The organism is Synechococcus sp. N19 (assembly GCF_900474045.1).
In the GTDB taxonomy this organism is placed as follows: domain Bacteria; phylum Cyanobacteriota; class Cyanobacteriia; order PCC-6307; family Cyanobiaceae; genus Parasynechococcus.
Genome location: NZ_UCNR01000016.1, coordinates 54,631 through 80,546, shown reverse-complemented (window position 1 = coordinate 80,546; position 25,916 = coordinate 54,631). Strand labels below are relative to the sequence as shown.

The following is a 25,916-nucleotide window of genomic DNA, read 5'->3' as shown; positions in this document are numbered from 1 at the left end:
GCATTGTGGCCTCCTTCGGCGATCAGCTTGTGCAGGAAACGAAAGGGTTTGGGGGTCAAGCCACGTCGGCCAAACGCAAATCCAGCAAGAAGCGCAAGCCGGGAACGTCAAACCATCGCCGTGATCAATGCCCAATGGGGCGCGACCCCGGCCTCGAGGCGATTCAGGCCAGGCAGTGCCTTGGCCTGCCGCTCACTGGGCGGTTAACCGTTGCCCAGGTGAAGCGGGCTCACAAGCTTCTGGCTGTTCAACATCATCCCGATAAAGGGGGCGACCCTGAGGTGATGACACGGTTCAACACCGCCCGCGATGTGCTGCTTGAGCCCGAGATGGAGATGCTTGCTGCTTGACGGCCCTGACGTGCGTCCCAGGGCGTCAGCTGCCGCTGCTGCGGCCCAGCACCAGCCAGGTGATCAGCATCAAGCCACTCAGGCTGACCACGGTGTAGATCCAATCGGCGTATGGCGTCCAGAACAGTCCCGCCACCGGGGCTGTCATCGGTCCCAGACCAGCAGGAGCACCACAAACAAGGCCCCGAATACGAGGAAGGGCGTCAGCAGCGTCAGCAGAGACTGTGTTTCGATCGTTCCGGTTGCAGCAAGCGGATCATCCGGCGGTCTGTTTTGATCTGTCAAATCACCGTTATTCACTGAGATTGAGGCCAGAGCTCGCGGCCAATCAACCTTCATCGGGATCGAGCAGTGGGATGAACAACCGTCAGCGTCAAATTCTTGTTGCTTTTTCAGCCTCGATGGGGCTTGGCTTGCTCGGCGGGTTGGCGTTCAACGTCACGTCCCAACTGATCCGGCCCGGCAAGATTGACTTGGGCCCGGCATCGCCGGGAGGGCCTGGCCAATCTCCTGCGTTGCCCGAGCAGAACACAGGCTCATCCGATCCAGGCTGTGTTGTTCCTCCTGGAGGTGGTCCGCCTGTCACGACGAATTTCCAGCCCTGTTGATTGCATCGTGAGGACGGGTTTTATGGCCAGAGTTTCAAAAGAAAAGATAAAAAAGTGCTCCTGCGATACCTAGAATTGTTTCGGCTGTTCGCTCCGATACCGAAAATGAAGGCCAGCTGAGGTGATTGTTTGTTTCTCTTCCAGCCCATGCATGAACAGCGATCAGCGTCTCAGTTATCTGCACTTGATGAACAAAGCTGCTGAATCGGAAGACAGACAGAGCTATTTTTATTACCTCAAGCTTGCTGAACAAACCCTGCAACGTCAGGATCCCGAGGTGATCTGGAAGCCTGCAGGTTGATTCAGCGAATCATGTTGGCCTTGAAAAAACCGAATCCAAGGCCAAAGGATGATGATTGATCGCGATGCAGCGTGACTGAAACATCGAAATCGAGAAGATCGGATTGTTCGATGTCTTTCCGATTCAAGTTGTGAGCGTTCTCCGCTTCGAAGTCATCGATGATTTCATCGCGATTTCTTTCCAGGTAATCCACCACCTGCTTCAGCACATGGTCGCGCCAGGCCTCGCTGGCGTCTTTGCTGATTCGATCAGACATGGAGGATGACGGGGTGTCTAGAGATGGAACCCGTGCCCAACATGGAAGCGGGTGCCGTGGTGATGCGGGTGAACCGGAACCATCCAAGGCGTTGGTGTGACGATGACGCGCCGGGGCATCGGTGAAACCATTGGGCCGTACAGCGGGGAATAGCTGCGGTGGTGCGTGCGGTAGTGGGGGCGGTAGCTGTTTTCGATGGCCCTTCTGTAGCCATGCTTGTAACCCCTGTTGTAGGCCTTCTTTTTTTTGTTTTGCGGGAGTGGTGGTGATGGTGGTGATGAGCGCTATGGGCTTCAACCGCAGGACTCAGGCCGACACCGGTGATGACCACCACGAACGCAGCGATGCCAAGACGTTGAACAAGCGACATGGGGCGTCGATGGACTGATGAAAACGTATTCCGGCTTTGCCTGGTGAACGTGACAGCATCTCGGCCAGATGTGACTGGATGCGTCTTGAGGTCGTGATTCCCTATTCGGTGTCTGTGCGCTGTTCGAGCACGAAACGCAGGGCCCACAGTCCGGCGTAGGAGCCCGTCAGCACGAGGAGGATCAGGATCAGCACGACACATCCTCAACGTGGTGGTTCGTTGTAGCTGAGCCGTGTTGGTTCTGTGGTCAGATATTCCAGTAGCCGTACCAATCAGGATGGGCTGGGTTGTCGTCAACTTGGCCAATCGTGATCAGTTTCAAGTGCCACTGGCCATTGCCGTGAATCGGCAGCAGATCATCGAGCGCGCTGTCCATTTCGACAGGGTGAAGATCGTCCTTGTGCACCTGCTCCTGTCCGTTCAGCCAACGCTGCCGTGCCCGCGCCTTGGCGGAGGCTGAAGAACGGGCCACGATCACCCCGAAGGCATGCTGTTCTGCCATCGAGGTGGGGTCATAGGCGCCAAGGTTGACGAACCACAGCTGCGGACCGTCAACACTGGATGGATCCTGCGCTTCCTCAACAACCTCAACGCGATAGCCATCGACATGGTCGATGCAGCGGTAGCTGTCGATGTGCAAGCCACGGCGGAGGCCGATCCATTCCTGCCGCAGCGCCGGCAGCGTTGCGTCGATGGTCTCGCCCACGACCCAGCGAACATCGTGTTGCTCCACATGGCAGCCCTTGCAACGGCCCCCCAGCACCACCAGGAACAGCTTCTTGGCGCTGCTCATCGCTGGGCCTGTGATGACGCGTCGGCATGGGCGACGACGGCACGGCAGTGGGCGATGAACTCCTCGCCGTTCCTCTCCCCTTTGGCTTCCTTGGTCTGCAGGCTGAGAATCTCAAAGGTTGCGGTGGTGCTGCTGCTCACCGGGGAGACGGTCGGACTGCGGCTTCCATCATGAAGGCGATTGCCCAGCGGCAGTCCGTCGTAGGGATCGGTGCCGTCACAACGCTGAAAGGCTGCATGGATGGCATCGATGGCCTCCCTCACCTGATACGTCGCCCCTCGCTTCCTGGCGCGCTTGGTGATCGTCACCGCCGTGCGGTTCAGCAGCCGCTTGTAGCTGTCGGGGTCGATGTCCAGCCAGCTGGGGGGCGTGACCGACAACGGATTGCGTTCCATGCACCCCTTTGGTGGCTCCAGGTGTTCAGACTTTTTCGAGCCAGGCCACAAATAACCGGCGGATTTCCTCTTCGTTGGTCACCCGTTCGCTCAGAGATGCCGTGACTGCGCCGGGGTGCTCGCGCTGCACGATCTGCTCAGCCTCGTAGGCATCCGCCGCTTCGACAGGCTTGAAGCCAGCGTCAACGGCCGCTGGAGCGCAAAAGAAGACGGGGTAACGGCTCATCGGGTTGCTGCAACCTCCAACCGATAGCAACGATTCTGCGATCGAGGGAATGGCTGCGTGGAGCTCACCCCCACATCTGTTGAGTTCAGGCATCTTTCTTAAGTCCTGAGCCTCAACAGGTGCTGATCCATACCTTTGGTGGTTCTTGCTGAGGAACCGTGGCTTTTGATTCTGGAGATAAAACGGATCGCTTCATTGCCGCAGCCAAGACACGGGCGGAATCTGCATTGAACGAGCCGGCACCAAAACTGACGGCCTTGGAAAAGGGAATGTTGGAGTCGCTGCGACGGGGTGGACGGCCCGTGCGTCATGGCTGAGATCAGCGCATGAGCAGCCAAACGGCCAAAGCACCGCAACCAAACCCCTTGATGAACTGGGCCCAGGTGAGCCCGTAGGTATCGAGGGAAAGCATTCTCATCATCAGATTCAGAACCTCTTTGTGTTTCCGAATCAAGGGTGAGCTGTTGGCCGTGTTCAGTTGCGGAATCTGTTTGAGTTTGATCTCCCCGAGCTTGGCCAACGTTGCTGTTCGCGTGTGTTGCTGGAGTTTAAGGCGCGCCTGTTGGTCCGAAACGAACAAACCTTTTTTGGGTGGCTGTTCATCGGGTGACACGTTGCTAGGCAGTGGAAGTCCCTCCAATTGATTCATCTTGAAAAAAGTTGTCAGTCTGTCGACGGGATTCCAGGTGAGTGCACTGCTGGTGTCCCCCGCTTTTGCCCAAAAGGTTTCGAAAGAAAACGTCCGTGCGCTGAACACCGCCAGGATGCAAGCTGAGTCCATCAACGGTGGACTCAACAACTACAGAGCTTCGAAATGCATGTATGCCACCGGTAAGGGAGGTGGCAACTGCTTGAAGAATGCAAGCGATGGCTACCTGTTCGTGTTTGATGGTGGCTCTCCAGGCTGGCAAGAGGCTGGTGGTCAACCCACTGTTGAAACTGAAATTCTTGTCTCTCGAGACGGAGCTTCGATTGTTGATGTTGTCTACAACGGTTCACCGCGTTAATTGAAGAATCCTTCAAAGAATGTGGTTTGAATATCCCCGCTGCTCAGGCGGGGCTTTTATGTGGCTTGATTGAGCTCCATATTATTCGGGTATTCGAAGAACTGCAATCGGCCCAATAATAAATCGACCTGAAGATGTGAATCCCAAGAGTGCACAAGATGCTGTAAATATAGAGGTTCAACTCATCAAATACAGCAAGAGAAAAACTCATGCAAATGATAAATATCGGATCTGAGTGCCTCGTTCTCCATCCGCGCCCATTGTGTTGTTGAGCCGTTCCTGCAGAGAAGATGGGGCCCAGCAGCTTCTACGGCCCTTGTCTTCCGGCTCAGCCCTGCCGCCCCTGCGCTTGGCCGTTGTGGGTCACGTCGAATGGGTGGAATTTCTGGCGGTGGATCAGTTGCCCCGCCCCGGGGCCATTGGTCATGCCTTGCGGACTCTGCAGGAACCTGCTGGTGGTGGAGCCGTCGTTGCGGTGCAGATGGCACGGTTGCAGCAGCAACCCGTCCAGTTCTTTACGGCTTTAGGTCGCGATTCGGTTGGTGAAGCCTGCGTCAAGCGACTAGAGGATCTGGGCCTTGAGGTTCATGTCGCCTGGAGGGAGGTGCCAACCCGTCGTGGCGTGAGCATGGTTGATGGTGAGGGGGATCGGGCGATCACGGTGATCGGCGAGCGGCTGACCCCATCACTGGATGACGACCTTCCCTGGAACGCCCTTGGCGAATGCGACGGCCTGTTCGTCACGGCCGCTGATGCTCCTTTGTTGAAAGCCTGCCGTTCTGCTGCAGTTTTGGCGGCGACCCCGCGCGTTCGTTTGCCCGTGCTTCAGCAGGCCGGTGTGCCCCTCGATGCCTTGATTGGCAGTGGCCTTGATCCGGGTGAACGGGTCGAGTCGGGGCAGTTGAACCCAGCCCCCCACACAGTGATTTGCACCGAAGGTGCCGCAGGCGGTGTTAGTCATCCAGGCGGCCGCTATGACCCATCACCCCTTCCGGGGCCCTTGGTTGAGAGCTATGGCTGCGGCGACAGCTTTGCGGCAGGCGTGGTCACGGGTCTTGCGGCGCGATGGCCCCTGGCGGAGGCCATCGCTTTGGGTGCCCAGTGTGGTGCCGCCTGTGCGACGCGATTTGGGCCCTATGGATGAGTGCCCGCCACGCGCGATGGCTCTCTTTATCGACAAAAATGCACTGAAACATCTTTTGTTATGGCGCCCACCAAAAGAGAGATCCTTGCCGCATCGGCAGGCTGGGTTGCCGTCACGTTGAAAGTGGTTCCGAGCTTGGGTGCCGGCTACCTCTACCAGCGCTGCTGGAAGGCGTACTGGATTACATCTGCTTTGGCGACGACCTGGTTCGTGCTGGGTGGAGTGCTGGGACATGGGGCTGAGGCTGCTGAAGAAATCCAAAACCAATGGATTGGCTTTCTTGGGCTCGTTGCTCTCGCAGCTGGAACAGCAGTAGAGGCTGGGCTCGCAGTGAAGAAATCGCGTCAACACAACTGAGGCGGGTTGAGGCCAGAACACTCAGCTTCTGATCAGATCGACGTCAGGGTTTCCGGTCTCCTCGCCTGGGTATCTATGGCCTCAGTGCCACCCGCTCTTGGTGGGGCTTGCAGTGATCGCTACCCCTCGCGCCTGATCGCCTCGTCCTTCATCCGTTGAACCCGCTCCAAAACGGATTCATTGCTCATCCTGTTGTTCAGCCGTTCCACCAACAGTGGAAAGGCCAATGGGCTGGGCCGCGCAGTTTCAACGTGCAGCCATTCCTGGCTTGCAGCGCGCTCCAAGGCCGCCTCCAGGCGTGAGATTTCCAACTGGTCATCGAGCACCTCCTGCTGCGCCTGCAGCAGCAAGCGGTTGTTCGGCTCATGGCGGCTGAACACATCGAACAGCAGCGATGCACTGATCTGAAGCTGACCGGTGCTTTTGCTCGATCCAGGGAATCCCCGGTTCATCAGGCCTGCGATCTGGGCGATGGCGCGGAAGCGTCGCCGTTGCAGCTCGGAAAGATTCAGTGCGTTCTTCAGATCCCGCTCCAGCTTTTGGCGATCGAGCAGCAGATCGATGTGGTCTTCCAGCAACTCCGCCATGGGGTAGCTCTTCGGCGCCAACAGCTCAAAGCCGTAGTCGTTCACCGACACCGTGATCGTGCCCCGCTCCAGACGGGTGAGCCGCGACGCCCAGAGGAAGCCGATGCCCTCATGCACGAACCGCCCTTCAAAGGGGTAGGCATACAGATGTGTGCCTTCCCGGGTGCGACAGGTCTCAATCAGCAGCTGTCCCACCGTCGGCAACACCGAGATGTCCTGTTGCCGATCAAACAGGGGCTTCAGAGCCTGAAGTTCAGCGTTGTCGAGATCACCACGGCTGGCGCGGTCCACCTCAAGACGCAGGTGATGAGTCAGCAGATCGGAGAGAGCCATATGCCCCCCAGCCCAGGCAGGCACCGTGCGCGTTTTCTTGGTGCTCACCTTCACGTAGGCGGTCATGTCGCGCAGCCGCACGAATTCCAGCTGGCGGCCGGAGAAGAAGAACACATCCTTCGGCTTCAGCTGGCTGATGAAGGTCTCCTCTACGTGGCCGAGCACGGCACCACGAACAAAGCGCACGGTGATCGCTGGTGCGGCGGTGATCGTTCCAACGTTGAGACGGTGCAGCCGGGCGATGGCTTTCTCGCGAACCCGGTAGCGCTGGCTTGTGTCCTCCCACTCGAGCTTGCGGTAGCGGGGGTAGGCCCCGAGGCAGTCTCCGCCCTGCTCCAGAAACAGCATGCACCAGTCCCAATCCTCCTGGCTCAGCTCTACGTAGGCCGCACAGCTGCGCACGGCCTGCAAGGTCTGTTCCGGATGGAAGCCAGGGCCGCAGGCCAACCCCGTGAGGTGCTGCAGCAGCACATCCAGAGGGGCTTTCGGCGGTTTGCGTTGTTCCACCAGCCCCTCCGCCAGTCCCCGACGCACTGCACTGAGCTCGAGCAGTTCAAGCGCATTGGTGGGCATGAACAGCACCTGGGATGTTCCGCCGGGTAAGTGCGCTGACCGCCCCGCCCGCTGCAGCAGCCGCGCCAGATTCTTCGGACTGCCGATCTGCACCACCTGTTCCACGGGTTGGAAGTCCACCCCGAGGTCCAGGGAGCTGGTGCAGACCACCCAACGAATGCCGCCGGCTTTCACCGAGGCTTCGATCGCTTCCCGCTCGCTGCGATCAATGGCGCTGTGGTGCAGGGCCAATCCCTCCTCCATTTCCGGGCAGGCAAAGCGCAGACACTGGTGCCACCGCTCCGACTGATTGCGTGTGTTGGTGAACAGCAAGGTGCTGGTCCCGGGATTGAGGCGTGCCACCAGCTCCTCGTACATCCGCAACCCGAGGTGTCCGGCCCAGGGGAAGCCATCGATCGTCTCCGGAAGGATGCTCTGAATCTCCGTGCTGCGGGCAGGAGCGCCCCCGATCAGCTGTGGCTCACTTGCCGTTCCCAGGGCATGGCGCGCCGCCTGGTCCAGGTTGCCGATGGTGGCACTGATGGCCCAGGTCTGGAGCTGGGGGCGCAGCTGGCGCAACCAGCTCAGGCACAGCTCCGTCTGGCTGCCCCGTTTGCTGCCCATCAACTCGTGCCATTCATCGAGGATCACCGTTTCGAGTTGGCCAAACAGCTCTTCGGCCTTGGCGTTGCTCAGCAGCAGGGCGAGGGACTCCGGAGTCGTTACCAGAATCTGTGGTGGTGCCTTGAGCTGTTTGGTGCGTTCGCTGCTGCTGCTGTCGCCATTGCGGATGCCCACCCGAATCGGCCAGTCCATCGCTTCGATCGGTTCGCGGATCGCCAGCGACAAGTCGCGGCTGAGGGCCCGCAAGGGCGTGATGTAGAGCAGTCGTATTCCCTTCAACGGCTCCTCCTCCGCCAACATCCGCGCGATTGGTCCCATCACGGCGGCGAAGGTTTTGCCAGACCCTGTGGGCACTTGGATCAAGCCATTCCGCCCCGACAGATAGGCGTTCCAGGTCTGCTGCTGGAACGGCAGCGGCGTCCAGTTCCTCCGTGCGAACCAGGCATGAATCGGCTCCAAGCGAGGGTCGTTGGTTGTTGGCTTGGCCTTCGCTTTTGCCTTCTTTTCTGAAGCTGCCATCAGCGGTTCTCGATCAATGCCATCGCGGTTTGGAGTGAATCCGCTTCATCGGCAGGTTTGTCGCGTCGCCAGCGCAGGATGCGCGGAAAACGCACGGCGATGCCGGATTTATGGCGTTTTGAGGGGTGGATGCCCTCAAAACCGATTTCAAACACCAGCTCGGTTTTCAGGGACCGTGCCGGCCCGAAGCGCTGCAGGGTGTTGCGTCGGATCCAGCGGTCCAGTTCGAGGATTTCGGCATCGTTGAGGCCGGAATAGGCCTTGGCGAAGGTCACCAACTGCGGCTTTTCAGCGTTGGTCCAGAGGCCGAAGGTGTAATCGGTGAACAGGTTGGCGCGACGCCCACTGCCGGACTGGGCATAGAGGAGTACCGCATCGAGGGTCATCGGCTCCAGCTTGTGTTTCCACCAGTTGCCGCGTTTGCGGCCGCTCAGGTAGGGCGATTCCGCCTGTTTGAGCATCAACCCTTCGGCGTTGTGCTGACGGGCCTGGTTGCGCTGTGTCTCCAGTTCCTCCCAGGAGTCGATCGACCAGGACGGGCTCTGCTTCAGCCGCCACGACTCGGGATGCTCGATGCCGCCCAGCAGCGCAGCCAGCTGCTGCTGGCGCTGCCGTAATCCCTGCTGGCGAATGTCCACGCCCTGATGTTCCAGCAAGTCGTAGGCGATGAACCGCATCGGGCAATCCCGTTTTAACGTTGCTCCAACGCTTTTGCGGCCCAGCCGTCGTTGCAGCTGATCAAAGCCAAGCGGCGCGGCGGCGTCCTGTTGCCAGCAGATCAGCTCGCCGTCCAGAACGCTGCCGGATGGCAAGGCCTTGGCCACCTCCACAAGCTCAGGGAAGCTCTCGTTGACCAGCTCTTCTCCACGACTCCAGAGGTAAACGCCGGAGCCGCGATGAATCAGCTGACCGCGGATTCCATCCCATTTCCACTCCAGTTGCCAATCCCTCGCCGATGTCTCCAGCAGTCGGTCGGGTTCCAGGGGACTGGCGAGATAGAAGGGGTAGGGGGTGCCGCTTGAACGGTGTTCATCCGCCGTCGCGCAGGCGGTGAGTTGCCTGAAGCGCTCTGCGGAGGGCTCAAAGCCGCCCATCAGCCGTTGCACCACAAGGCTTTCTTCGAGATCAAACGCTTCGGCGATGGCCCGGCTGATCAGCCCTGTCGACACGCCGACACGGAATCCCCCCGTGAGCAACTTGTTGACGATGAAGTGCTGGTCGAGCGGGGTTCGGTGCCAGAGCCAGATCACGGCATTGGCCTGATCATCGTCGCTTCTGGTGCTGATGGCCGGAAGCAGGGTGTCCATCCACCAGCTCAGGGGCATGTCTCCATCACCGCTGGGCAGATCCGGATCGCTTGCTTCGACGTGCTCTTGCACAGCGGGCCAGAGCAGGCTGATGGTTTCAGCTGAGTCGCCTACCTGGCCGTAGCAGTCGTCGATCAGCCAATCCGGAAGACCACCGCGGTCCCGCAGGATGTCGCGGAGTCGGCGACCGGTGATCAAGCGCCTGCGGCGCTTGCCCAGCAGCAGCGTCAACGCCCAGGCCGCCTCCCCTGGTTCGACCCCCTGAAAGTGATCCACCAGCGCTTGCACCTTGGCCTTGGTGCCCATGACCTGATCCAACTGATTGAACAGGTTCTGAAAGGCACGCATGCGCGCTGGAACGGGATGGATGGAAAGCCCCGCCATCCTGACAAGACATTTTGTGAGCAGTGCTGGAAATCCGGCGGAGACCTGTGTTGATCTGAGCCACAGATTCCTGAATTAGCCGGATGGCACTCCTCTGGGACAACCTCGCGCAACAACTCAGCAGTGTGCGCGCTACCGCCTCAGCCACGGCCGTCGTCACCCCCGTGGCTGGCTCCGGCACATCGGATGATCCATCCGACCGTCGTCGTCGTCTTCAGAAGGCGCTCGAGGCCGTGAAAGACAGCGGCAACGCCATGATGATCGAATCGCTCACAGCCGCGATCGAAGGTCGCGAAGCAAACCTCAACCTCCCCGAGCTGCCGGACGGCATCGCCAAGTTCTAGTCCGACTCCCCTTCGAACAGGGTGTCCAGCGGTTCCGCATCCACACCCTCCACCTCCCGCAGATAACGGGCCAGAACATCACTTTGTCCATGGGTGACGTACACCTTGCGGGCGCCGCAGTCGCGAACGGTCTGGATCAGTCCAGGCCAGTCGGCGTGATCACTGAGCACGAATCCCCGCTCGTAGCCCCGCCGTCGACGGGCTCCGCGCACGGCCATCCAGCCGGAGGCAAAGGCTGTTTGGGGTGACTTGAAGCGGCGCATCCAGCTGGAGCGATGGGCCGACGGTGGCGCCAGGATCAACCGCCCTTCGAGCGGATCCTTGCGGGGCAGTTCACTGACGGGACGACTGGGGGTCATCGGAACCCCTGCCTCGCGGTATTGGCGGGTAACGGTTTCAACGGCGCCGTGCAGCAGCACCTCCTCCTCCACGCCGATGGCCTTCAGCTCAGCCAGCAAGCGTTGGGCTTTGCCGAAGGCGTAGCAGAACAGTAGGGATGGTCTGCTGTGATCACGGCTCCACCAGGTATGGATCTCCTTGGCCACCTGCTCACCGCTTTGCCAGCGATAGATCGGCATTCCGAAGGTGGCTTCGGTGATCAACACATCGCAGCGCACCGGTTCAAAGGGTTCGCAGCTGGGGTCGTCATCCCGTTTGTAATCCCCACTGACCACCCACACCTCACCCTCTGATTCCAGACGGATCTGCGCCGAACCGAGCACGTGTCCGGCGCTGTGAAACGACACCTTGCATTGCCCCAGCCAGTGTTCTTCGCCGTAGGCCACTGGGTGAAGGGTGATGTCTTTGCCGAGCCTCTGGCGCAGCACCCCTTCACTGGAGGCCACAGCCCAGTACTCCCCGCATCCGGGGCGGGCGTGGTCGGCATGGGCGTGTGTGATCAGGGCCCGGGGAACCGGACGCCATGGGTCGACCCAGGCCTTCGCGGCACGGCAATACAGCCCCTCTGGTGTGCGTTCGATCAAGCTCCGCCACTGATCGCTGCGAACAGTCTGAAAGGCCCATACCTTGAGCGCGTTCGACCCGCTTGCCACGAAGCTGCTCGCTGCCGCTCTGTTTGTTTCAGCCCTGGCTGTGCACAGTTCCGCTTTGGCTCAGAAAAAGATTCCCAAGGCCAAGGCCACAACCAATGCCCCCTGGGTTACGTCAACACCCTGGGCACCACCTGTGTTTCTCCGATCTACTACGAGATGAAGCCCACCAACGGTGAAGCCTGCCCCTCCGGTTGGATGAATGTTGGCGCTGGCTATTGCCGTAAGAAGTAATCAATTCAGTGGCTGAGGCCTTAGGCCACTCCAGAGCTCCAGGGTGTTGATCGATTGAACACCCTGGAGCCGCGTCGATCCCGGCCGTGTCCAGGTGGGGATGGATCGAATGTTTTCATCCCTGCACTGCCTGAGCTGGTCGGGGTACTTGTCGGGCAGACCGCATTCCACGTAGTTCAGGTTGGCTCCGGCCTGTTTGCCGAAGAGCTTCATCTGTTCTTTGCAGGCGGGGCACCAATGGGCTCCAAAAAACCTGGCGCCCACCGTGTTGAGTTGCTCGGCCAACTTGATTGTTTGTTCTGTGGACTCCGTTGCGGGTTCAGGAATCGGTTGGTTCCACGGTTGTGCAGTCGCTGCGGTGCACAACGTCCCCGCCAACGCTGCCATCAAGGTCAGAACCCTGATGCCCTCGGGCTGGATGACGGGGGCCATGAATCACAGGGGCTGGATTATCGAAAATTTATTCGCATACCGCGTCGTTCTTTGATCTGTTGGCGCGTCACCGGCTCATTTCGAGCATGCGCTGCATGGGTTTCATGGCCTTCAGACGCATCGATTCATCCATCTCGATTGCAGGAGTGAGGGTCTCCAGGCATGCCTTCAGTTTTTCAAGGGTGTTGAGCCGCATGTAGGGGCAGGCATTGCAGCTGCATCCATCGATCCCTGGAACGTCGAGCAGGGTTTTTTCAGGAACCCGCTGCTGCATCTGATGCAGGATCCCCGGTTCCGTCAGAACGATGAAGCTGTCGCAGGAGCTTTGTTCGGCGTAATTCAAAAGCTTGCTGGTGGATCCAATGAAATCCGCCAGGTCCAGCAGATTCTGCTGGCACTCGGGGTGGGCGATCACTTCAGCCCCGGGATGTTCGTGCTTGAGGGCCAGCACGGCTTCTTCGCTGAAGGTCTCGTGAACGATGCAGCGTCCCGGCCAGAGGGTCAGCTCGCGACCGCTCTGTTGCTGAACCCAGCGCCCCAGGTTCTGATCGGGTGCGAACAGAACGGGCTGATCGGCAGGCAGCTGATTCACCAGATCAACGGCATTGCTGCTGGTGCAGATCAGATCGCTTTGCGCCTTCACTGCGGCCGTGCAGTTGATGTAGCTCACCACGAAGTGGTCGGGGTGCTCTGCCCGGAAGCGGGCGAACTCATCGGCGGGGCAGTCGTCCGCCAGGGAGCATCCGGCCTCTAGATCCGGCAGCACCACAGTCTTTTCCGGACAAAGAATCTTGGCGGTCTCCGCCATGAAGTGCACGCCGCAGAACACGATCACGTCTGCATTGGTGCTGGCGGCCTTGCGCGACAGCTCCAGGGAGTCACCAACGAAATCGGCGATGTCCTGAATCTCCGACTCCTGGTAGTAGTGCGCCAGGATCACGGCATTGCGGTCCTGGCGAAGCCGGTTGATCGCCGCAACAAGGGCGGTGTCAGCGCTCATCAGGACCGGTTCGGGGCAGGATGGCCACAGCCTAGGCATTCGCTCTGAAGCACCTGCGACTTGCCATTGCCGGTGATCTGCACGGCGCCTGGGGCGACGCCGATGAGCAGCTGCTGCAGCGGCTCAAGCCCGACGCTGTTCTTTTCGTTGGTGATCTTGCTGATGGGGATCTGCGTCTGACGCGCCGGATCACGCGGCTTTCCTTCCCCGTGGCCGTGATCCTGGGGAACCACGACCGCGGGCGTGATCGCAGTGGCGGCATCCTCGAGCAACAACGCGCTGTGCTCGGCGATCTCCATTGCGCTTGGCGCTCAATTCAATGGCCGGAGCTCCCGTTGACGGTTGTGGGTGCGCGTCCCTGCAGTGCTGGTGGAGGTTTTCACCTATCGAAAGCGGTGGAGGCGGTGTACGGCCCGGTGTCGCTTGAGGCTTCGGCCGAGCGGATTGTGCAGGCCGCCGCTGATGTACCCGCTGATCAGCCCCTGATCGTCATGGCCCACTGCGGTCCCTCAGGCTTGGGATCCGAGGCCGCCAGTCCCTGCGGACGCGACTGGAAGACGCCGGCAGTGGACTGGGGGGATCAGGATCTGGCCCTTGCCCTGGACCGCATGGCCAAAGACCGACCTGCCGATCTGGTGATCTTTGGGCACATGCACCATGCCCTCAAGCGCGGCTCTGGTTTCCGCCAGACCCTGTTGCGTCATCGCCATGGAACCGCGCTGATCAATGCCGCCTGTGTGCCCCGTTCAGGTGTGGATGGGCAAGGTCGATCGCTTCTGCATCTCTCCTGGGCTGAATTCCAGGGGGCCCGCCTCACGCAGCTCGCCCATCGCTGGTATACCCCCGATGCTGAGTTGATCCATCAGGAGCAGTTGCCGATCGATGCTCCGTCGCCGTGCTGATCTATTTCTGCAGCAGCAGCCATGGCTTCGGCCATGCGGCTCGCGATGCTGCGGTGCTCCAGCACCTGCGTCGTTTGCGTCCTGAGTGGACCTTGGTGATGAGCTCGGGTCTGCCCTCCCCCGTACTCAACCTGCTGTTGGGGGATGCAGCGATTGAGCAGCGGTCCTGTCAATGGGATGTGGGCATGGTGCAGGCCGACGCGCTCGGTGTGGATTGCGCCACCACCCTCATGGCCCTGGATGAGCTGGAGCAACGGCTGCCGGCTCTGATCGAGGCTGAGGCTCTCTGGCTTGCGTCGCAGGGGCAGCCGGTGTTGATCATCGGGGACATTCCACCGGCCGCAGCCGCCCTGGCCCAGCGCCTCGATGCACCTCTGGTGTGGATGAGCAATTTCGGGTGGGATGACATCTATCGCCCCTTGGGCTCTGCCTTCCAACGCTGGGCCGATGCTGCCGCTGAGGCCTACCGCTGCGGTGATCTGTTGCTGCGCTGCCCGTTTGACCTCGCCATGCATTGGGGGTTGCCTGAACAGAGGCTCGGTTTGGTTTGCGCCAGCCCGCGTCCCATTCCGGCGGATCTTGAGGCTTGCCTTGATGCTCAGGATTCTCCCCTGGTGTTGGTGGGGTTTGGAGGCCTGGGCTTGTCCCTTTCGCGGGATGTGTTTCAGCTCTGGCCCAACCACCATTTCCTGCTTCCGGCGTCAGCAGATGCCTCGCAAGCGCCTGAGTTGGCGGCGCTCCCCAACCTCACGTTTCTGCCGGATGGGCTGCGCCCCGTCGATGTGCTCGGCCGTTGCTCCCGTTTTCTGGGCAAGCCGGGTTTCAGCAGCTTCTGCGAGGCGATGGCCCAACGGGTTGGGATGCACGTCGTGGAGCGCAGCGGATTTGCCGAAGCTTCGGCGCTGATGGATGGTTTGCGTCGCCACGGCCAGCACCGTTGCCTCAGCCGTCAGGAGCTGGACACCGGCGCATGGCAGCTGGACCAGCCGTTGTTGGCGCCAAGCGAAGCCCCTCTTTCTGCATCAGGGGCTGAAGAAGCCGCTCTGGCACTGGTGGGTTGGGTTGCAAGTCGTTTTTAATTTTTGGTCTTTTTCATCATCTTTTTGAGCTGATTTGCCTGCCTGTTAGTGGTCTGGCCGATTATTTGACTGGCATATATACCTATTGATTTGAGCCTTTAATTCGAGAAGGTCATCTCGTGTGGATTTTTTTTCCGCTCGAGCATTTCATCCGCTTCTGATCTGCTCATCGTCCTCTTTCGAGGGCATGCTCCTTGAACGCTCTTTATGGCTATCTCTGCATTCATCGGTCGTCAGACGCTTCATGCGGCCGTGATCGTCGGAGTTCTGCCTGCCCTCAGTTCCCTTCTTCCTGCCCAGGCGAGCCTGCTCCCCCCCGCCTCTCGGGCGCAGCTGATCCATACCTCTGACTTCCAGCCCAGCCGGGCCATTCCCTACGTGATTACGCCCGAACGTCGGGCGATGCTCAACACGATCCGTTTTGCGGAAGGCACCTGGAAAGGTGGTCTGGATGTGGGCTATCGGGTGATGTTCGGCGGTGGCTTGATGCCATCGCTCGACCGGCATCCCAACCGGGTGATCTACAGCTCCCGCTACGCCAGTGCAGCCGCGGGGGCTTACCAGTTCATGCCCTTCACCTGGAATCTGGTTCAGCGCAGCATCGGCGTGCGCGGTTTCGGCCCTGAGGCTCAGGATCAGGGCGCGTTGTTTCTGATTCAGCGGCGCAAAGCCCTGGGTCTGACCGATACCGGCGTTCTCAGCCCGCTGCTCGCCGCCATGCTGGCTCCGGAATGGGCGTCGTTTCCAACCCTCGCCGGTCGCAGCTACTACGGCCAACCCGTCAAGAAATACGCACGACTGCGTTCTTTCTATGACGTGAACCTGGCTGAGTTGCGGCGTCTGCGTGACGTCAAGCGCCAGGCGCTCGTCACTCCCCCTCCGGCTCTCTGCACCGGGTCGCGCATTGAATGCGCCACCCTGCTCTGACGGCATTCACGTTTCTCGACGTTCCTCAGCCTTCGGCGTCGTTCTGAAGCTTTCGACCAACCGTGGCCTGGGCGATCAGATACGCGGCGATGCCTCCCGCCAGGAAGCCGACTCCATTGCGTAGCAGGGGCATCACTTCAGACGTGCGTGTGATCACAGGGGCAACGCCGAAGACGCCGAACAGCATCACCCACAGCGGTGAGAGCAACAGCAACCATGCCCAGGCGATGGTTTCGCCCTCCTTGCGGGGATAAGCCGCAAAGCCAGCAATCAAACCGCCAAAGATTGAGGTGGTCAGCGTCCAAAGCCACTGTTCCTGGGGAAGGCCAGGCACCACCTGACAGCCACCACGGTCCAGACAGATTTCCACCGCATTGAGGGCATCCAGCACGGCTCCGTCTTCGCCGTGATCCTTTACGTAGTACTGGTTGCCGTAGCGGGTCTGCAGCTCCACCCAGTAAGTGCGCGGCATCATCGCGAAGTAGGCATCGCCAACGTTGAAGTTCAGCAGGTTCCCGCCGCGGGGGTCGGCCACCAGCAGCAGGCTGCTTTCATCCAGCCCCCAGAACTCGCGAATGGCCAGACCTGGTGTGCGTTCGTACTGGGTCAACACCCGCATCTTCCAGCCGGTGCGTTCCTCCACATCCGCCAGGGATGCTTCCAGCTGGGCCCGCTGGTTGTCACTGAACACCTTGGCGAGGTCGATCACCGGGGTGGGGTGATCCGGCAGCAGCTCCGGGTTGTCGTAGGCCTCAGCCGGGGTCACCAGAACACCCAGGCTGACCAGAGCCACCACGACGAGGCTCCACAGATGTCGGATGTGATGTGTTCCCATGGAACTGCTGCAGCGACCGGCATTCTCTCCAATGGAACCGATGGCTGCGTCCTGTCCCGACTGGTTGGCAACGCATCTGCATCAGGCGGGGGGTGCCTTTCCGTTTTCCCGGTTCATGGATCTGGCTCTGAATGAGCCGGAGCACGGGTATTACGGCTCAGGCCGTGCACGCATCGGAGCCCAGGGTGATTTCGTCACCTCCCCCTCGCTGGGCAGTGATTTCGCAGCCCTTCTGGCTCCTCAGATCCTGGCCTGGCTGACGTCGATGTCCCGAAGTGATCCGGATCAACGCCTGTCGATCGTGGAAATCGGCCCTGGCGAAGGCCATCTGGCCCGGGATCTCGTTGCTGCGTTGCGTGGTGCTGATCCAGAGCTGTTGGCTCGGATCGAATTGGTGTTGGTGGAGGCCAATCCCGGCATGCGACGGCGGCAACAGGCTCTGCTGCAGGAGGCAGACGATCTGCCGATGCGCTGGTGTTCCTTGGACGAGTTGCGCCGCGCTCCGGTTCATGGGGTGGTGATCGCCCATGAGTTGCTGGATGCCCTCCCGGTGGAGCGTTTGAGCTGGCGGGAGGGATCCCTCCAGCAGCAGTGGGTGGAGCTCGCTTCAAACGGTGGTTTGCGAACGACGCATCGGCCTCTCCCCGATGGTTTGCACCAGGAGATCAGGCGTGTGTGCAGCCAAGGCGGCATTCAGTTGCCGCCCCCCGATGCCGAAGAGGGGTGGACCACGGAGTGGAACAGTGCATTGCCCGACTGGTTCGCTGCGGCGGCGGCTGCCGTGGATGCGGGCGTGCTGCTGGCGATTGATTACGCCCTGGAGGCCCAGCGCTATTTCACCGCCCGGCGCTCCGACGGCACCTTGATGGCTGTTTGCGCTCAGCAGGCGGGGCTGTCGCCCTTGGATCAGCCCGGCGAGCAGGACCTCACGGCCCACCTCTGCATTGAGCTTGTGGATGAGGCGGCTCAGCGCAACGGCTGGATGGTGGGTGATCAGGCGAAGCAGGGCGAGGCCCTGCTGGCCTTGGGGCTTGCAGAGCGTCTGCATGGACTGCAGCAGCTACCGGGCCAACAGCTGGCAGAAGCCCTGCAACGGCGTGAAGCCCTGCTTCGCCTGGTGGACCCCGCGGGGCTCGGTGCGTTCCGCTGGCTCACCTACCGGCGCGGATTGCCTGAAGATGGCTTCAGCCTTTCAGGCGCTCAAGGCAGCTGAGGATCTCGTCGCGACTGACGTCATCGCGAATCTCAACGGTTCCGATGCTGGTGGGCATCACGAAGCGCAGGCGACCGTCGCGCACCTTTTTGTCCCCCTGCAAGCTGTCCAGAACCGCATCGGCGGCGAGATCGGGCCAGGCGGTGGGCAGTCCAGCGCTGTCCATCAGTCGGTGTTGGCGCTCGGCGTCGTCGCGACTCCAGCTGCCCCGCAGCACGCCAAGTTCACCCACGGCCACCATGCCAATGGCGACCGCCTCGCCATGCAGCCAGGTGCCATAGCCGCAGAGGGTCTCCACCACATGGCCGAAGGTATGCCCGTAGTTGAGGATCGCGCGTAAGCCACCCTCCTTTTCATCGGCTGCCACCACCCGGGCCTTGGCCGCGGCCGATCGCTGCAGGATCGAGCTCAGGCGTTCCGATCCAAGCCCAGCGGGCGTGCTCGGGTCGGGGCAGGCCTCCAATTCCTCGAACAGCGCCGTGTCACCGAGGATTCCGTATTTGATCACCTCAGCCATGCCGGCCCGGAACTCGCGTTCGGGCAGGGTGTTCAGGGTGGAGGGATCGATCAACACCAGCCGCGGCTGGTGAAAGGCGCCGATCAGGTTTTTGCCGCGGGGATGGTTGACCCCGGTCTTGCCACCGATTGACGCGTCCACCATGGCCAGCAGGGTTGTGGGCACCTGCACCACCTGGATGCCCCGCAGCCAGGTGGCTGCCGCAAAGCCGGTCATGTCTCCCACAACGCCGCCGCCGAGGGCCACCATCAGGGAGCTGCGTTCGAGCTTGGCGTTGTAAGCAGCATCGTGGATTTCCGCCACCGTGGCTGGTGTCTTCTGGGTTTCGCCGGCGTCAATCACCAACAACTCCACGCTGAAACCTGCCGCTCTGAGGCTGTTCAGGCAGGTGTCGCTATAGGGGCTGGCCACATCCGGATTGCTGACCACCAGCACACGCCGACCCGCCTGCACTCCAGCGTCCAGCATCTGCTGACCAAGCCTGGCCAGGCCGCCGTCTCCAATCACCACGTCGTAGGGGTTGCGCTCCAGCGCAACGCGGATGTGATGCAACGGGGTGATTGTGGTCATGAAACCGTTGGAACCCACCTACTCTCGCAACAGTGTCGCTGGTCCTGTGCGCGAAAGATCAGTGCGCAACTCCCTTTCGGCCTGGGCGTTCCTTTTGCCGGCTGTGGTGCTGATCAGTTTGTCGGTGCTGGTGCCGGCCCTGATGGCTCTGGTGATGAGTTTCACCGCCACGGGGCTGGATGTCAGTGAACCCCTGCGTTTTGTTGGTTTGGCCAACCTGGAGCGCCTGCTGTCGGATCCGATGGCGCGGCAGGTGCTGGTCACCACCTTCCTTTATCTGGTTGGTGTGGTGCCTCCCATCGTTCTGGGGGCGCTGGCGCTGGCGGTGCTGGTCAACCAGGGGCTGCCCGGTCGGTCTTTTCTGCGGGGCGCCTTCTACACCCCGGTGCTGGTGTCGATCGTTGTTGCAGCCATCGCCTTTCGCTGGCTCTATGCCGAGAACGGACTGATCAATGGATGGTTGAGTGCCCTGCTCGGTGATGCCTTCAGCCCGATTGGTTTTCTCACAACGCCGCAGCTGGCACTGCCCGCCGTGACGTTAGTGACCCTCTGGAAGGGGCTTGGCTATTACATGGTGATTTTTCTGGCGGGTCTGCAGGGCATTCCCCAGGAGCTCTATGAGGCTGCGGAGCTGGATGGCAGCGAGGGCTGGAGAAAGCATCTCGACATCACCCTGCCCTTGATGAGTCCCTACGTGACCCTGGTCGCCGTGGTGTCGTCGATCGCGGCCACGAAGGTATTCGAGGAAGTGTTCCTGATGACCCAGGGAGGTCCTGCGGATGCCACCCGAACCATCGTTTATTACGTGTACGACCAGGCCTTTGCCGAATTGGAGATCAGCTACGCCTGCACCCTGGGCCTGGCGCTGTTCCTGTTGGTGTTGCTGTTCACCATGATCCGGTTGGCCTTTGCCGGCGATCGCCCCCTGATTTGACGCTGTCAGCGACCCTGCAAACTGGCAAGCTGCGGACATCAGCTCGGACACGATGATCGGCGTTGTTGGAGGTGGTCAGCTGGCACGGATGCTTGTGCAGGCCGCCGCGCAACGCGATGTTCCCATCGCTGTTCAAACGACCGATGCAGCTGATCCCGCGGCTGGTTTGGCCTCGCGCCTCGTGGCAGCGGATCCCCGGGATGTGGCAGGAACCCGGGAGCTGGTGGTGGGTTGTGACGGCATCACCTTCGAGAACGAGTGGGTCAATATCGATGCCCTTCTGCCGCTGGAGCAGCAGGGGGTTCGTTTCCAGCCCTCGCTGGCGGCGCTTTCGCCCCTGGTCGACAAGTTGTCGCAGCGCCAGCTGCTCGACGAACTGGCGATCCCGAGCCCGCCCTGGTGTCCGCTCAGTTTGATTTCACCGGCCCAGCCCGCGCTTCCTCAGGGCTGGACCTTTCCGGTGATGGCCAAGGCCTCCCGTGGTGGTTACGACGGCAAGGGCACGGTGGTGTTGCGCGACATCGATGGCCTGGCGCAGTTGTTGCGGGCGGTCCCTGCCGACGACTGGTTGTTGGAATCCTGGGTGGACTACGAGCTGGAGTTGGCTCTCGTGGTCAGCCGCGATCAGCGCGGCCGCATCCGCCATTTTCCGCTGGTGCAAACCCACCAACATCAACAAGTCTGCGACTGGGTTCTGGCCCCTGCTCCCGTGGATCCTTCGGTGGCTGCCCTGGCTTACAACGTGGAGGCCTCTCTGATGACGAAGCTCGGCTATGTGGGGGTGCTGGCTCTGGAGTTTTTCTATGGGCCCGCTGGCCTGCAGGTGAATGAAATTGCTCCACGCACCCACAATTCCGGGCATTACTCAATCGAGGCCTGCACCAGCAGTCAGTTCGATCAGCAGCTCTGCATCGCGGCTGGTCTTCCCGTGCCTGATCCCGAGCTCAAAAGCCGTGGTGCCTTGATGGTCAACCTGCTCGGCCTCGACCCCGAGCGTCATCCTCCTTTGGATCAGCGGCTTGAGGCCCTGCAGGCCATGTCGGGGCTTCACCTGCACTGGTACGGCAAGTCACCGGAAACACCGGGCCGCAAGTTGGGGCACGTGACGCTGCTGCTTGAGGGTGACACGCTCCTCAAGCGGCGCGATGAGGCTGAGTCAGCACTTGCCGCCATTCGCCGGATCTGGCCCCTCGAGAGCGAGAGTCAGGACTAGGGTTGGTAGCGAACTGCTGTGTTGGTGACGGCCTTTTTCTAGTGCTCTGATCTGACTCTCTTTCGACTTGGGGAGACTGTCGTGACGGTGACGTAGACCGGCCATGCAGCCGGAAACGAAACCCCACTTTGTCGCCCCTTCTGGTTCTTCCAGGTCGACCACTGGGGCTCGCACGGCATGGCGGTTCACCCCCTTCGCTTGATGAATGTGGTGGGTGCCTTGGACTTCGCCAAGCCATCACACAATCAATATCTCCAAGTTTCTGCGTCAATATTCTGAAACTTTGTTTTTTGGGCTTGGTTTACCGGATGACTTTTTTGCCTTCTCTCTAGGTGCTGCTTTAAAAGGTTTCAGCTTCGTTAGTGGGGCAGGCCCCTCATCAGCCAAGACTCGACCACAAAAAACAGAAGGAAGAATGAGCCGATGCTAATCACCAGTAGTTTGCCATTCATGCTGAAATTTTTCGCTCTTATTGCACTCTAGATACGTTCGTCTGGGTTGGAGTGGAGATTTTTGGTGGAGCTAGTTTTCGGAGTGGTTGAACTCCTGGAGCGCGTACTGGGCGAGGCATTTGTTTTTATCGGTGTCGGTCAGCGAGATGGTGGTCACGCTCTGATGCCAGTTTCGACGGTTGATCAATTCGTTGAATTCGGTCAAAGCGTCTTCGAGGTCTTCGAAACTGCCCATGCTCTCCATCGTTTGTTGCCCTTGTTTGACGGCAATTTCGAGGGGCATGGATCGATCGCTGCAGCTTTCAAGGCTACCCCTGTGCTGTTGTGTAGTCGATGATGCTTACGGCTGTGTGAACAAAGCTTGTCAGCGCTTTTCCTGTCCTTAGCGTTTGTTTGGTTGCAGTGCTGAGATGCGTGATCCACGCCTGGACGAAATGATCCAAATGCAAACCTGGGATTGGTGGAAAGCTCAGGTTTTTTATTTGCGCGAAAAGAAAGATTATGCTGATGCGGAGGCGCTGTTCATGGAATTCAAGATTCCTGCATCTGACTCCAATGATTAATGCCGCTGGTTGATCTCAATTGTTGATACCACTTTGCATGAACCGAGGGAACCCAGTTGTCTCTCCCATTGAGTTGGTTGGCTGTCGGTGTTGTTGAGAATCACTTTTCCGCATCGCTTCATTGTTCATCCTTCCGTGCTGGTTTCTTTCTTTTCATCTGTTTTCGGCCTGGTGGTAAGCGCACCGCTTGTGGGTTGTTTCGGCAGCCCCGCGGCTGACGCTGTCACCTTTTTGCCGGATGACGCTGAAGTCGCATGCCGGGCCATCCTTCCCCAATGTTTCCGCCGATCCGATTGCGCTGAACTCTGTGCCCGAGATCCCAGCGTTGCCGATGGTCATCCTCAGGCCTGTCGTGCTGCTGGATTTGAGTCAGGCAATCGCCTTCAGGGGCGGTGATGCAGGACGGCCTGTTCCAGGTCTGGCCGACTCATTGAGGTCACCACAAAGACTTCCTGGGCGGATGTCCCCTTGCGGGCCACCAGCTTGTATCCCCCTGTGATCGGGGTGGACACCCTCAGCTGTAGTTCAGGACTGCGGCCACGCACCCGGCTGATCACGGCAGGGGTGATCGTCTGGATCTCCGTCTCGTGGGACAGGGCCTTCAGCCATGGGATCAAGCCGTCCACATAGGTGCTGTGGGTGATGACGACCCGGCCCAAAGCTGAATGAAAACCCGAGAACTGGTGAAAGTTAGCCACTTTGGCTATGCCAGAGAGAGCGCTCCGGGGCTGTGATGCTGAAATCAGTAGACGCTCTCCGCCACGTGATCAGCGGACCGCTGCAGGATGCCTGCGGCCCCCAGGCCCGCATGCTCACCGCTGAGGTGCACGGAACGGAGGTTCGGGGCCTGGCCTTGTGCCCTGGCCGGGTGGTCCGTTTCGTGATGGACGAGCAGCTGCAGCGTTTGCAGGTGGCTGATCTGCTGCGCCTCACCAAAGCCAGCCGTAAGCCGGCGGCCTGACTCAGCAGCGTTCCAGAGGGGCCATCGTTAAGCCCTCGGCCTGAAGCTGCTGGTGGTAAAGCTCGGCCTGCTCCAGGGGGCCGCACCAAACTTCAGCCGCACCCTGCCCATCAATCTTGTTGGCGAGGTTCCATGCCTTGTCCTCACTCATGCCGGGAATGATCTTGCGCAGGCAATCCACCACGTGCTGGAAGGTGTTCACATCGTCGTCCAGAACGATCACGCGAGCCTGGGGGTAGCGCTGTGTTGTTCCCTGACGCTCCAGCACTGCTGATGAACCTGGGCTGGAGCTGGTCATGACAGATGCCTTCGGGCGGACGAAAAGGTGTCGAACTCTAGGTAGGATCCGGACAGTCAAGTGGTCAAGCGCATGTTGTTCACTCTGGGTTGGGCGTCCTTGGCCGCCATGTTCAGTTTCTCCATCGCCATGGTCGTCTGGGGACGCAATGGTGACGGCACCCTGAACTTCTGATCGAATCTGTGCTTCAAGACGCACCCCTTCTCAGCCAGACCCTGGCGGTCACGGCAGCTGTGCTTCTTGTCTTCGTCAGCGTTGCCGTGATCTATCTCTCAACGATCGAATGGAGAGATCGTCGACGCCGTCAAGGTTCAACCAAGTCATCCTCCTGATTCCGTCCGTCCGACGTCAAATTGGACTTCATCCCTGCACAGCCCTTCTCCTGGGGTTGTGCTTTTTTTTGCCCGCCCTGCTGCTGGGCACCTCCAGCCTGAAGACGCCTTCCCTGAATCGCCGTGGAACAGCAGAGCTGTTTGAGATCAGTCGGCGGGCATGGTTGGTTCAGAGTTTTGAGGCGGACCCCGCCGCACTGGTGCCGAAGCTCTGGCAGCAGCGGCTTGGTTCTTCGGAAGCTCCTGATCGCTGGGCCCGTCATGGTCGCGGCACCTGGTGGCTGATCTGGCTGGACGACGGTGAACCCCTTCTGGCTCTTCCGTCCGCACCGCATTCGTCTGCTCTGGATCTGCTGTTCGCTGATGAACTGCACCGCAGCAGTTTTGATCAACTTCCGTCGCTGAAACGACGGGAGCCCTCGGTTCTGGAACAGCGCTGCTTGCGGCTGCTGACCAGCGGATCGGCCGTTCAGTGGCAACCCTCAGGCTTGGCTTCGATCAGCGGTTCCCTTTTTCCCGCCTTGGCGAGCGTGTCGCATGGCTGTCTGCGTGTTGCGCTCCGGGGCGATCGTCTGATGGCTGAAGGGCCTGTGGCCTCAAGCCCTTTCGCGGCCCTGCAGGTTCACCACCCGGAACGCCAAGCCAATTTCGTTCGCTTCGATCCGCCGTCGGCTTACCTGGAGCTCAACAGCGTTTCCCAGCAGCTGCTGCTGGGATCCTTGTTCAACAATTCACTATTCGCCCAACAACTCGACAGCCGCTAGGGATTGCCGAAGCAGTTGTGCGACGTTTTGCTCAAGGCACCTGTCCTTGTGCGGTTGGATGCGCTGGAGGGTGGTCGTTTCCAGGCTGCGATTCAAGCCAGGTTGATGCTGGCTGCTGGTGAAATCGACATGACCAAGCGAGGTCTTGATGCCGTTGACACCGCCTTGTTGAAGCGCGGGTTTCAACGGGTTGAAAGTCCCCTGTTGTCTCCCGATGGTCGGTCCTCAAACCATGTGGCCGTTGTTTGGTTGGATCCCCAGGGTCATCCCCAAGGTGGTTGGTCACAGGGTCCTGCACTCCAAGGTCAGGTGGAGTTGCTGCTGGCCCTGGGGGATGCCCCGAACCTCCGCAGCAATCCGCTGAAACGGATGGGCCAACAGCAGCTTCGCCTTCGCGCACGACCGGATCAATTGGCTCGTTTGGGTTGGCTCGGACCGGGCTGGCCGCGGGTGGTTGGCAAGGCACCTCAACTGGAGCTTGAGATGACGGCACTGCCGGAGCAGCAACAGCCCGGATGGCTTCGGCTTCAGCTGGACGTGCGTTGAGCCTGCTCTTCCAAGCGACGTTCCTTCTTGCGCTTCTCGGCAGCGATGGTCTCTTCCACCAGTTCAACGGCCTGATCCATCCGTTCACTGTTGGAGCCAAACAGCGTTAGATCCTTCTCAACGCGATCGGTGGGCAAACCGAGTCCCTCAGCAAGTTCCTTGCTCTGTTTGACGATGGCCTCGGTGTCCGTACCGGTGGCATCCGCTGCAGCCGCCTTGAGCAGGCTCATCAGTCCAACGGCCATCAAACGGGAGTAGTGGCTGCCCTCGTTGAGGCTGTGGGATGACAGCAAGCTTTTGAGGCTTTCGAGATCCTTCCCTTTGGCCTGGTCCACCAGAGAGGCGTTGGTTTTGCGCAGCTTCGCTGCGTCGAAGCCATTGCTGCTGCACAGGGCACTGAACAGTGCCTCGGTTTGCGCTTCAGGCCGATAGCCCTTGGTGAAGGTGTCGAACACTGTGCAGAGCCCAACGCTGAACAGCCCGTTGGCTTCAAACCGACTTTGATGGCTCAGCAGATGCAGCTCCACCAGCAGCTCATCAGCAAGGCGGCGGTACAGCGGCGCAATGACGTGGGGAAAGGCCTGATGAAACGCGCGTTTGCTGTCGGCGATGGTCTGACTTGCGGCCAACGTGCAGTC

35 protein-coding genes, 1 other RNA gene and 1 pseudogene are annotated in these 25,916 nt (G+C 60.3%); 19 read left to right on the top strand and 18 right to left on the bottom strand.

Annotated elements, in window-relative coordinates:
• Positions 1-5 precede the first annotated feature (5 nt).
• On the top strand, positions 6-350 hold the full coding sequence (locus DXY02_RS10455; RefSeq protein WP_114989287.1) for a molecular chaperone DnaJ: 345 nt from the start codon (positions 6-8) through the stop codon (positions 348-350).
• Positions 351-375: 25 nt separating this feature from the next.
• Here the strand turns inward: DXY02_RS10455 and DXY02_RS13110 are convergent, their stop codons facing one another.
• The 7 genes from DXY02_RS13110 to DXY02_RS12965 all read right to left on the bottom strand — a co-directional run bounded on the left by DXY02_RS13110 (position 376) and on the right by DXY02_RS12965 (position 4,056).
• Positions 376-498, bottom strand: a complete 123-nt coding sequence (locus tag DXY02_RS13110; protein WP_006849913.1) for a hypothetical protein — start codon at positions 496-498, stop codon at positions 376-378.
• Entirely contained in the window at positions 495-689 is a 195-nt protein-coding gene (locus DXY02_RS10445; protein WP_006850620.1) for a hypothetical protein, read from the bottom strand. Before DXY02_RS10445 ends, DXY02_RS13110 begins: the two co-directional genes overlap by 4 nt.
• Positions 690-1,260: 571 nt before the next feature.
• Complete coding sequence (locus tag DXY02_RS12970) at positions 1,261-1,812, bottom strand: hypothetical protein (RefSeq protein WP_244276271.1); 552 nt, start codon at positions 1,810-1,812, stop codon at positions 1,261-1,263.
• 320 nt (positions 1,813-2,132) lie between these two features.
• Positions 2,133-2,678: a DUF1543 domain-containing protein gene (locus tag DXY02_RS10430; RefSeq protein WP_114989284.1), complete on the bottom strand. Its 546-nt coding sequence runs from the start codon at positions 2,676-2,678 to the stop codon at positions 2,133-2,135.
• On the bottom strand, positions 2,675-3,073 hold the full coding sequence (locus tag DXY02_RS10425; RefSeq protein ID WP_114989283.1) for a hypothetical protein: 399 nt from the start codon (positions 3,071-3,073) through the stop codon (positions 2,675-2,677). Before DXY02_RS10425 ends, DXY02_RS10430 begins: the two co-directional genes overlap by 4 nt.
• Before the next feature lie 25 nt (positions 3,074-3,098).
• Complete coding sequence (locus DXY02_RS10420; protein WP_244276269.1) at positions 3,099-3,299, bottom strand: hypothetical protein; 201 nt, start codon at positions 3,297-3,299, stop codon at positions 3,099-3,101.
• Between the two features lie 319 nt (positions 3,300-3,618).
• The gene (locus tag DXY02_RS12965) at positions 3,619-4,056 is read right to left on the bottom strand and encodes a hypothetical protein (protein WP_244276267.1); all 438 of its coding nucleotides are present in this window, start codon (positions 4,054-4,056) and stop codon (positions 3,619-3,621) included.
• 7 nt (positions 4,057-4,063) lie between these two features.
• On the opposite strand from DXY02_RS12965, the gene DXY02_RS10410 reads away from it, so the two are divergent.
• From DXY02_RS10410 to DXY02_RS10400, 3 genes are all read left to right on the top strand, one after another.
• Positions 4,064-4,306 (top strand): hypothetical protein, encoded by a 243-nt coding sequence (locus DXY02_RS10410; protein WP_244276266.1) that lies wholly within the window; start codon positions 4,064-4,066, stop codon positions 4,304-4,306.
• Positions 4,307-4,622: 316 nt separating this feature from the next.
• Positions 4,623-5,450 (top strand): PfkB family carbohydrate kinase, encoded by an 828-nt coding sequence (locus DXY02_RS10405; RefSeq protein ID WP_114989369.1) that lies wholly within the window; start codon positions 4,623-4,625, stop codon positions 5,448-5,450.
• 60 nt (positions 5,451-5,510) lie between these two features.
• Entirely contained in the window at positions 5,511-5,807 is a 297-nt protein-coding gene (locus DXY02_RS10400) for a hypothetical protein (protein WP_114989281.1), read from the top strand.
• Between the two features lie 119 nt (positions 5,808-5,926).
• Here the strand turns inward: DXY02_RS10400 and DXY02_RS10395 are convergent, their stop codons facing one another.
• Together DXY02_RS10395 and DXY02_RS10390 are read right to left on the bottom strand one after the other, a co-directional pair.
• The gene (locus tag DXY02_RS10395) at positions 5,927-8,422 is read right to left on the bottom strand and encodes a ligase-associated DNA damage response DEXH box helicase (protein WP_114989280.1); all 2,496 of its coding nucleotides are present in this window, start codon (positions 8,420-8,422) and stop codon (positions 5,927-5,929) included.
• On the bottom strand, positions 8,422-10,077 hold the full coding sequence (locus DXY02_RS10390) for an ATP-dependent DNA ligase (RefSeq protein WP_114989279.1): 1,656 nt from the start codon (positions 10,075-10,077) through the stop codon (positions 8,422-8,424). Before DXY02_RS10390 ends, DXY02_RS10395 begins: the two co-directional genes overlap by 1 nt.
• Positions 10,078-10,196: 119 nt before the next feature.
• Between DXY02_RS10390 and DXY02_RS10385 the strand changes: the two genes are divergently transcribed.
• Positions 10,197-10,457: a hypothetical protein gene (locus tag DXY02_RS10385; RefSeq protein ID WP_114989278.1), complete on the top strand. Its 261-nt coding sequence runs from the start codon at positions 10,197-10,199 to the stop codon at positions 10,455-10,457.
• On the opposite strand, the gene DXY02_RS10380 is transcribed toward DXY02_RS10385, so the two are convergent.
• Positions 10,454-11,440, bottom strand: a complete 987-nt coding sequence (locus DXY02_RS10380; RefSeq protein ID WP_114989277.1) for a ligase-associated DNA damage response exonuclease — start codon at positions 11,438-11,440, stop codon at positions 10,454-10,456. The genes DXY02_RS10385 and DXY02_RS10380 overlap by 4 nt on opposite strands.
• Before the next feature lie 73 nt (positions 11,441-11,513).
• On the opposite strand from DXY02_RS10380, the pseudogene DXY02_RS12960 reads away from it, so the two are divergent.
• Positions 11,514-11,740, top strand: a pseudogene (locus DXY02_RS12960) (hypothetical protein).
• Here the strand turns inward: DXY02_RS12960 and DXY02_RS10370 are convergent.
• Positions 11,741-12,172, bottom strand: coding sequence for a hypothetical protein (locus DXY02_RS10370; RefSeq protein WP_114989276.1), 432 nt, complete (start codon positions 12,170-12,172; stop codon positions 11,741-11,743).
• A 67-nt stretch (positions 12,173-12,239) separates the two neighbouring features.
• The gene (nadA, locus tag DXY02_RS10365) at positions 12,240-13,172 is read right to left on the bottom strand and encodes a quinolinate synthase NadA (protein WP_114989275.1); all 933 of its coding nucleotides are present in this window, start codon (positions 13,170-13,172) and stop codon (positions 12,240-12,242) included.
• Positions 13,173-13,225: 53 nt separating this feature from the next.
• On the opposite strand from nadA, the gene DXY02_RS10360 reads away from it, so the two are divergent.
• The 3 genes from DXY02_RS10360 to DXY02_RS10350 all read left to right on the top strand — a co-directional run bounded on the left by DXY02_RS10360 (position 13,226) and on the right by DXY02_RS10350 (position 16,080).
• On the top strand, positions 13,226-14,074 hold the full coding sequence (locus DXY02_RS10360; RefSeq protein ID WP_170951572.1) for a TIGR04168 family protein: 849 nt from the start codon (positions 13,226-13,228) through the stop codon (positions 14,072-14,074).
• The gene (locus DXY02_RS10355; protein ID WP_114989273.1) at positions 14,068-15,153 is read left to right on the top strand and encodes a hypothetical protein; all 1,086 of its coding nucleotides are present in this window, start codon (positions 14,068-14,070) and stop codon (positions 15,151-15,153) included. The genes DXY02_RS10360 and DXY02_RS10355 overlap by 7 nt, the downstream gene beginning before the upstream one ends.
• Before the next feature lie 207 nt (positions 15,154-15,360).
• Positions 15,361-16,080 (top strand): glycoside hydrolase family 104 protein, encoded by a 720-nt coding sequence (locus DXY02_RS10350; protein ID WP_114989272.1) that lies wholly within the window; start codon positions 15,361-15,363, stop codon positions 16,078-16,080.
• Positions 16,081-16,105: 25 nt separating this feature from the next.
• Here DXY02_RS10350 and DXY02_RS10345 read toward each other — a convergent pair whose 3' ends face one another.
• The gene (locus DXY02_RS10345; RefSeq protein ID WP_114989271.1) at positions 16,106-16,915 is read right to left on the bottom strand and encodes a TPM domain-containing protein; all 810 of its coding nucleotides are present in this window, start codon (positions 16,913-16,915) and stop codon (positions 16,106-16,108) included.
• 40 nt (positions 16,916-16,955) lie between these two features.
• Between DXY02_RS10345 and DXY02_RS10340 the strand changes: the two genes are divergently transcribed.
• A complete protein-coding gene (locus DXY02_RS10340) occupies positions 16,956-18,128 on the top strand; it encodes a class I SAM-dependent methyltransferase (protein ID WP_244276264.1) in 1,173 nt (390 codons plus the stop codon).
• Here DXY02_RS10340 and aroB read toward each other — a convergent pair.
• Positions 18,100-19,215, bottom strand: coding sequence for a 3-dehydroquinate synthase (gene aroB, locus DXY02_RS10335; protein ID WP_114989269.1), 1,116 nt, complete (start codon positions 19,213-19,215; stop codon positions 18,100-18,102). The two genes, DXY02_RS10340 and aroB, sit on opposite strands and share 29 nt — an antisense overlap.
• Before the next feature lie 61 nt (positions 19,216-19,276).
• Here aroB and DXY02_RS10330 point away from each other — a divergent pair, with 61 nt between their 5' ends.
• The 3 genes from DXY02_RS10330 (at position 19,277) to ssrS (ending at position 21,553) form a co-directional block, all read left to right on the top strand.
• Entirely contained in the window at positions 19,277-20,149 is an 873-nt protein-coding gene (locus DXY02_RS10330; RefSeq protein ID WP_170951571.1) for a carbohydrate ABC transporter permease, read from the top strand.
• Positions 20,150-20,201: 52 nt separating this feature from the next.
• Entirely contained in the window at positions 20,202-21,362 is a 1,161-nt protein-coding gene (locus DXY02_RS10325) for a 5-(carboxyamino)imidazole ribonucleotide synthase (protein WP_114989267.1), read from the top strand.
• Positions 21,363-21,369: 7 nt separating this feature from the next.
• A non-coding RNA gene (ssrS, locus tag DXY02_RS10320) (6S RNA) lies at positions 21,370-21,553 on the top strand.
• A gap of 331 nt (positions 21,554-21,884) precedes the next feature.
• Here the strand turns inward: ssrS and DXY02_RS10315 are convergent.
• The gene (locus tag DXY02_RS10315) at positions 21,885-22,097 is read right to left on the bottom strand and encodes a hypothetical protein (RefSeq protein ID WP_114989266.1); all 213 of its coding nucleotides are present in this window, start codon (positions 22,095-22,097) and stop codon (positions 21,885-21,887) included.
• A 127-nt stretch (positions 22,098-22,224) separates the two neighbouring features.
• On the opposite strand from DXY02_RS10315, the gene DXY02_RS12650 reads away from it, so the two are divergent.
• Together DXY02_RS12650 and DXY02_RS12850 are read left to right on the top strand one after the other, a co-directional pair.
• Positions 22,225-22,377, top strand: a complete 153-nt coding sequence (locus tag DXY02_RS12650) for a hypothetical protein (RefSeq protein WP_170951557.1) — start codon at positions 22,225-22,227, stop codon at positions 22,375-22,377.
• A 171-nt stretch (positions 22,378-22,548) separates the two neighbouring features.
• The gene (locus tag DXY02_RS12850) at positions 22,549-22,773 is read left to right on the top strand and encodes a hypothetical protein (RefSeq protein WP_206749641.1); all 225 of its coding nucleotides are present in this window, start codon (positions 22,549-22,551) and stop codon (positions 22,771-22,773) included.
• Here the strand turns inward: DXY02_RS12850 and DXY02_RS10305 are convergent.
• On the bottom strand, positions 22,761-23,036 hold the full coding sequence (locus tag DXY02_RS10305; protein WP_006851066.1) for a DUF2103 domain-containing protein: 276 nt from the start codon (positions 23,034-23,036) through the stop codon (positions 22,761-22,763). The two genes, DXY02_RS12850 and DXY02_RS10305, sit on opposite strands and share 13 nt — an antisense overlap.
• A gap of 74 nt (positions 23,037-23,110) precedes the next feature.
• Here DXY02_RS10305 and DXY02_RS10300 point away from each other — a divergent pair, with 74 nt between their 5' ends.
• Positions 23,111-23,338, top strand: a complete 228-nt coding sequence (locus tag DXY02_RS10300) for a hypothetical protein (protein ID WP_114989264.1) — start codon at positions 23,111-23,113, stop codon at positions 23,336-23,338.
• A gap of 1 nt (position 23,339) precedes the next feature.
• Here the strand turns inward: DXY02_RS10300 and clpS are convergent, their stop codons facing one another.
• A complete protein-coding gene (gene clpS / locus DXY02_RS10295; RefSeq protein WP_114989263.1) occupies positions 23,340-23,636 on the bottom strand; it encodes an ATP-dependent Clp protease adapter ClpS in 297 nt (98 codons plus the stop codon).
• Between the two features lie 72 nt (positions 23,637-23,708).
• Here clpS and petN point away from each other — a divergent pair, with 72 nt between their 5' ends.
• From petN to DXY02_RS10280, 3 genes are all read left to right on the top strand, one after another.
• Positions 23,709-23,810 carry a cytochrome b6-f complex subunit PetN gene (gene petN, locus DXY02_RS10290; protein WP_011364412.1) on the top strand — a complete coding sequence of 34 codons (102 nt, stop codon included), beginning with the start codon at positions 23,709-23,711 and terminating at the stop codon, positions 23,808-23,810.
• Positions 23,811-24,036: 226 nt separating this feature from the next.
• A complete protein-coding gene (locus tag DXY02_RS10285; RefSeq protein WP_137024517.1) occupies positions 24,037-24,732 on the top strand; it encodes a hypothetical protein in 696 nt (231 codons plus the stop codon).
• A gap of 15 nt (positions 24,733-24,747) precedes the next feature.
• Positions 24,748-25,278: a hypothetical protein gene (locus DXY02_RS10280; RefSeq protein WP_206749640.1), complete on the top strand. Its 531-nt coding sequence runs from the start codon at positions 24,748-24,750 to the stop codon at positions 25,276-25,278.
• Here DXY02_RS10280 and psb29 read toward each other — a convergent pair.
• On the bottom strand, positions 25,260-25,907 hold the full coding sequence (psb29, locus tag DXY02_RS10275) for a photosystem II biogenesis protein Psp29 (RefSeq protein WP_114989368.1): 648 nt from the start codon (positions 25,905-25,907) through the stop codon (positions 25,260-25,262). The genes DXY02_RS10280 and psb29 overlap by 19 nt on opposite strands.
• Between the last annotated feature and the right edge of the window lie 9 nt (positions 25,908-25,916).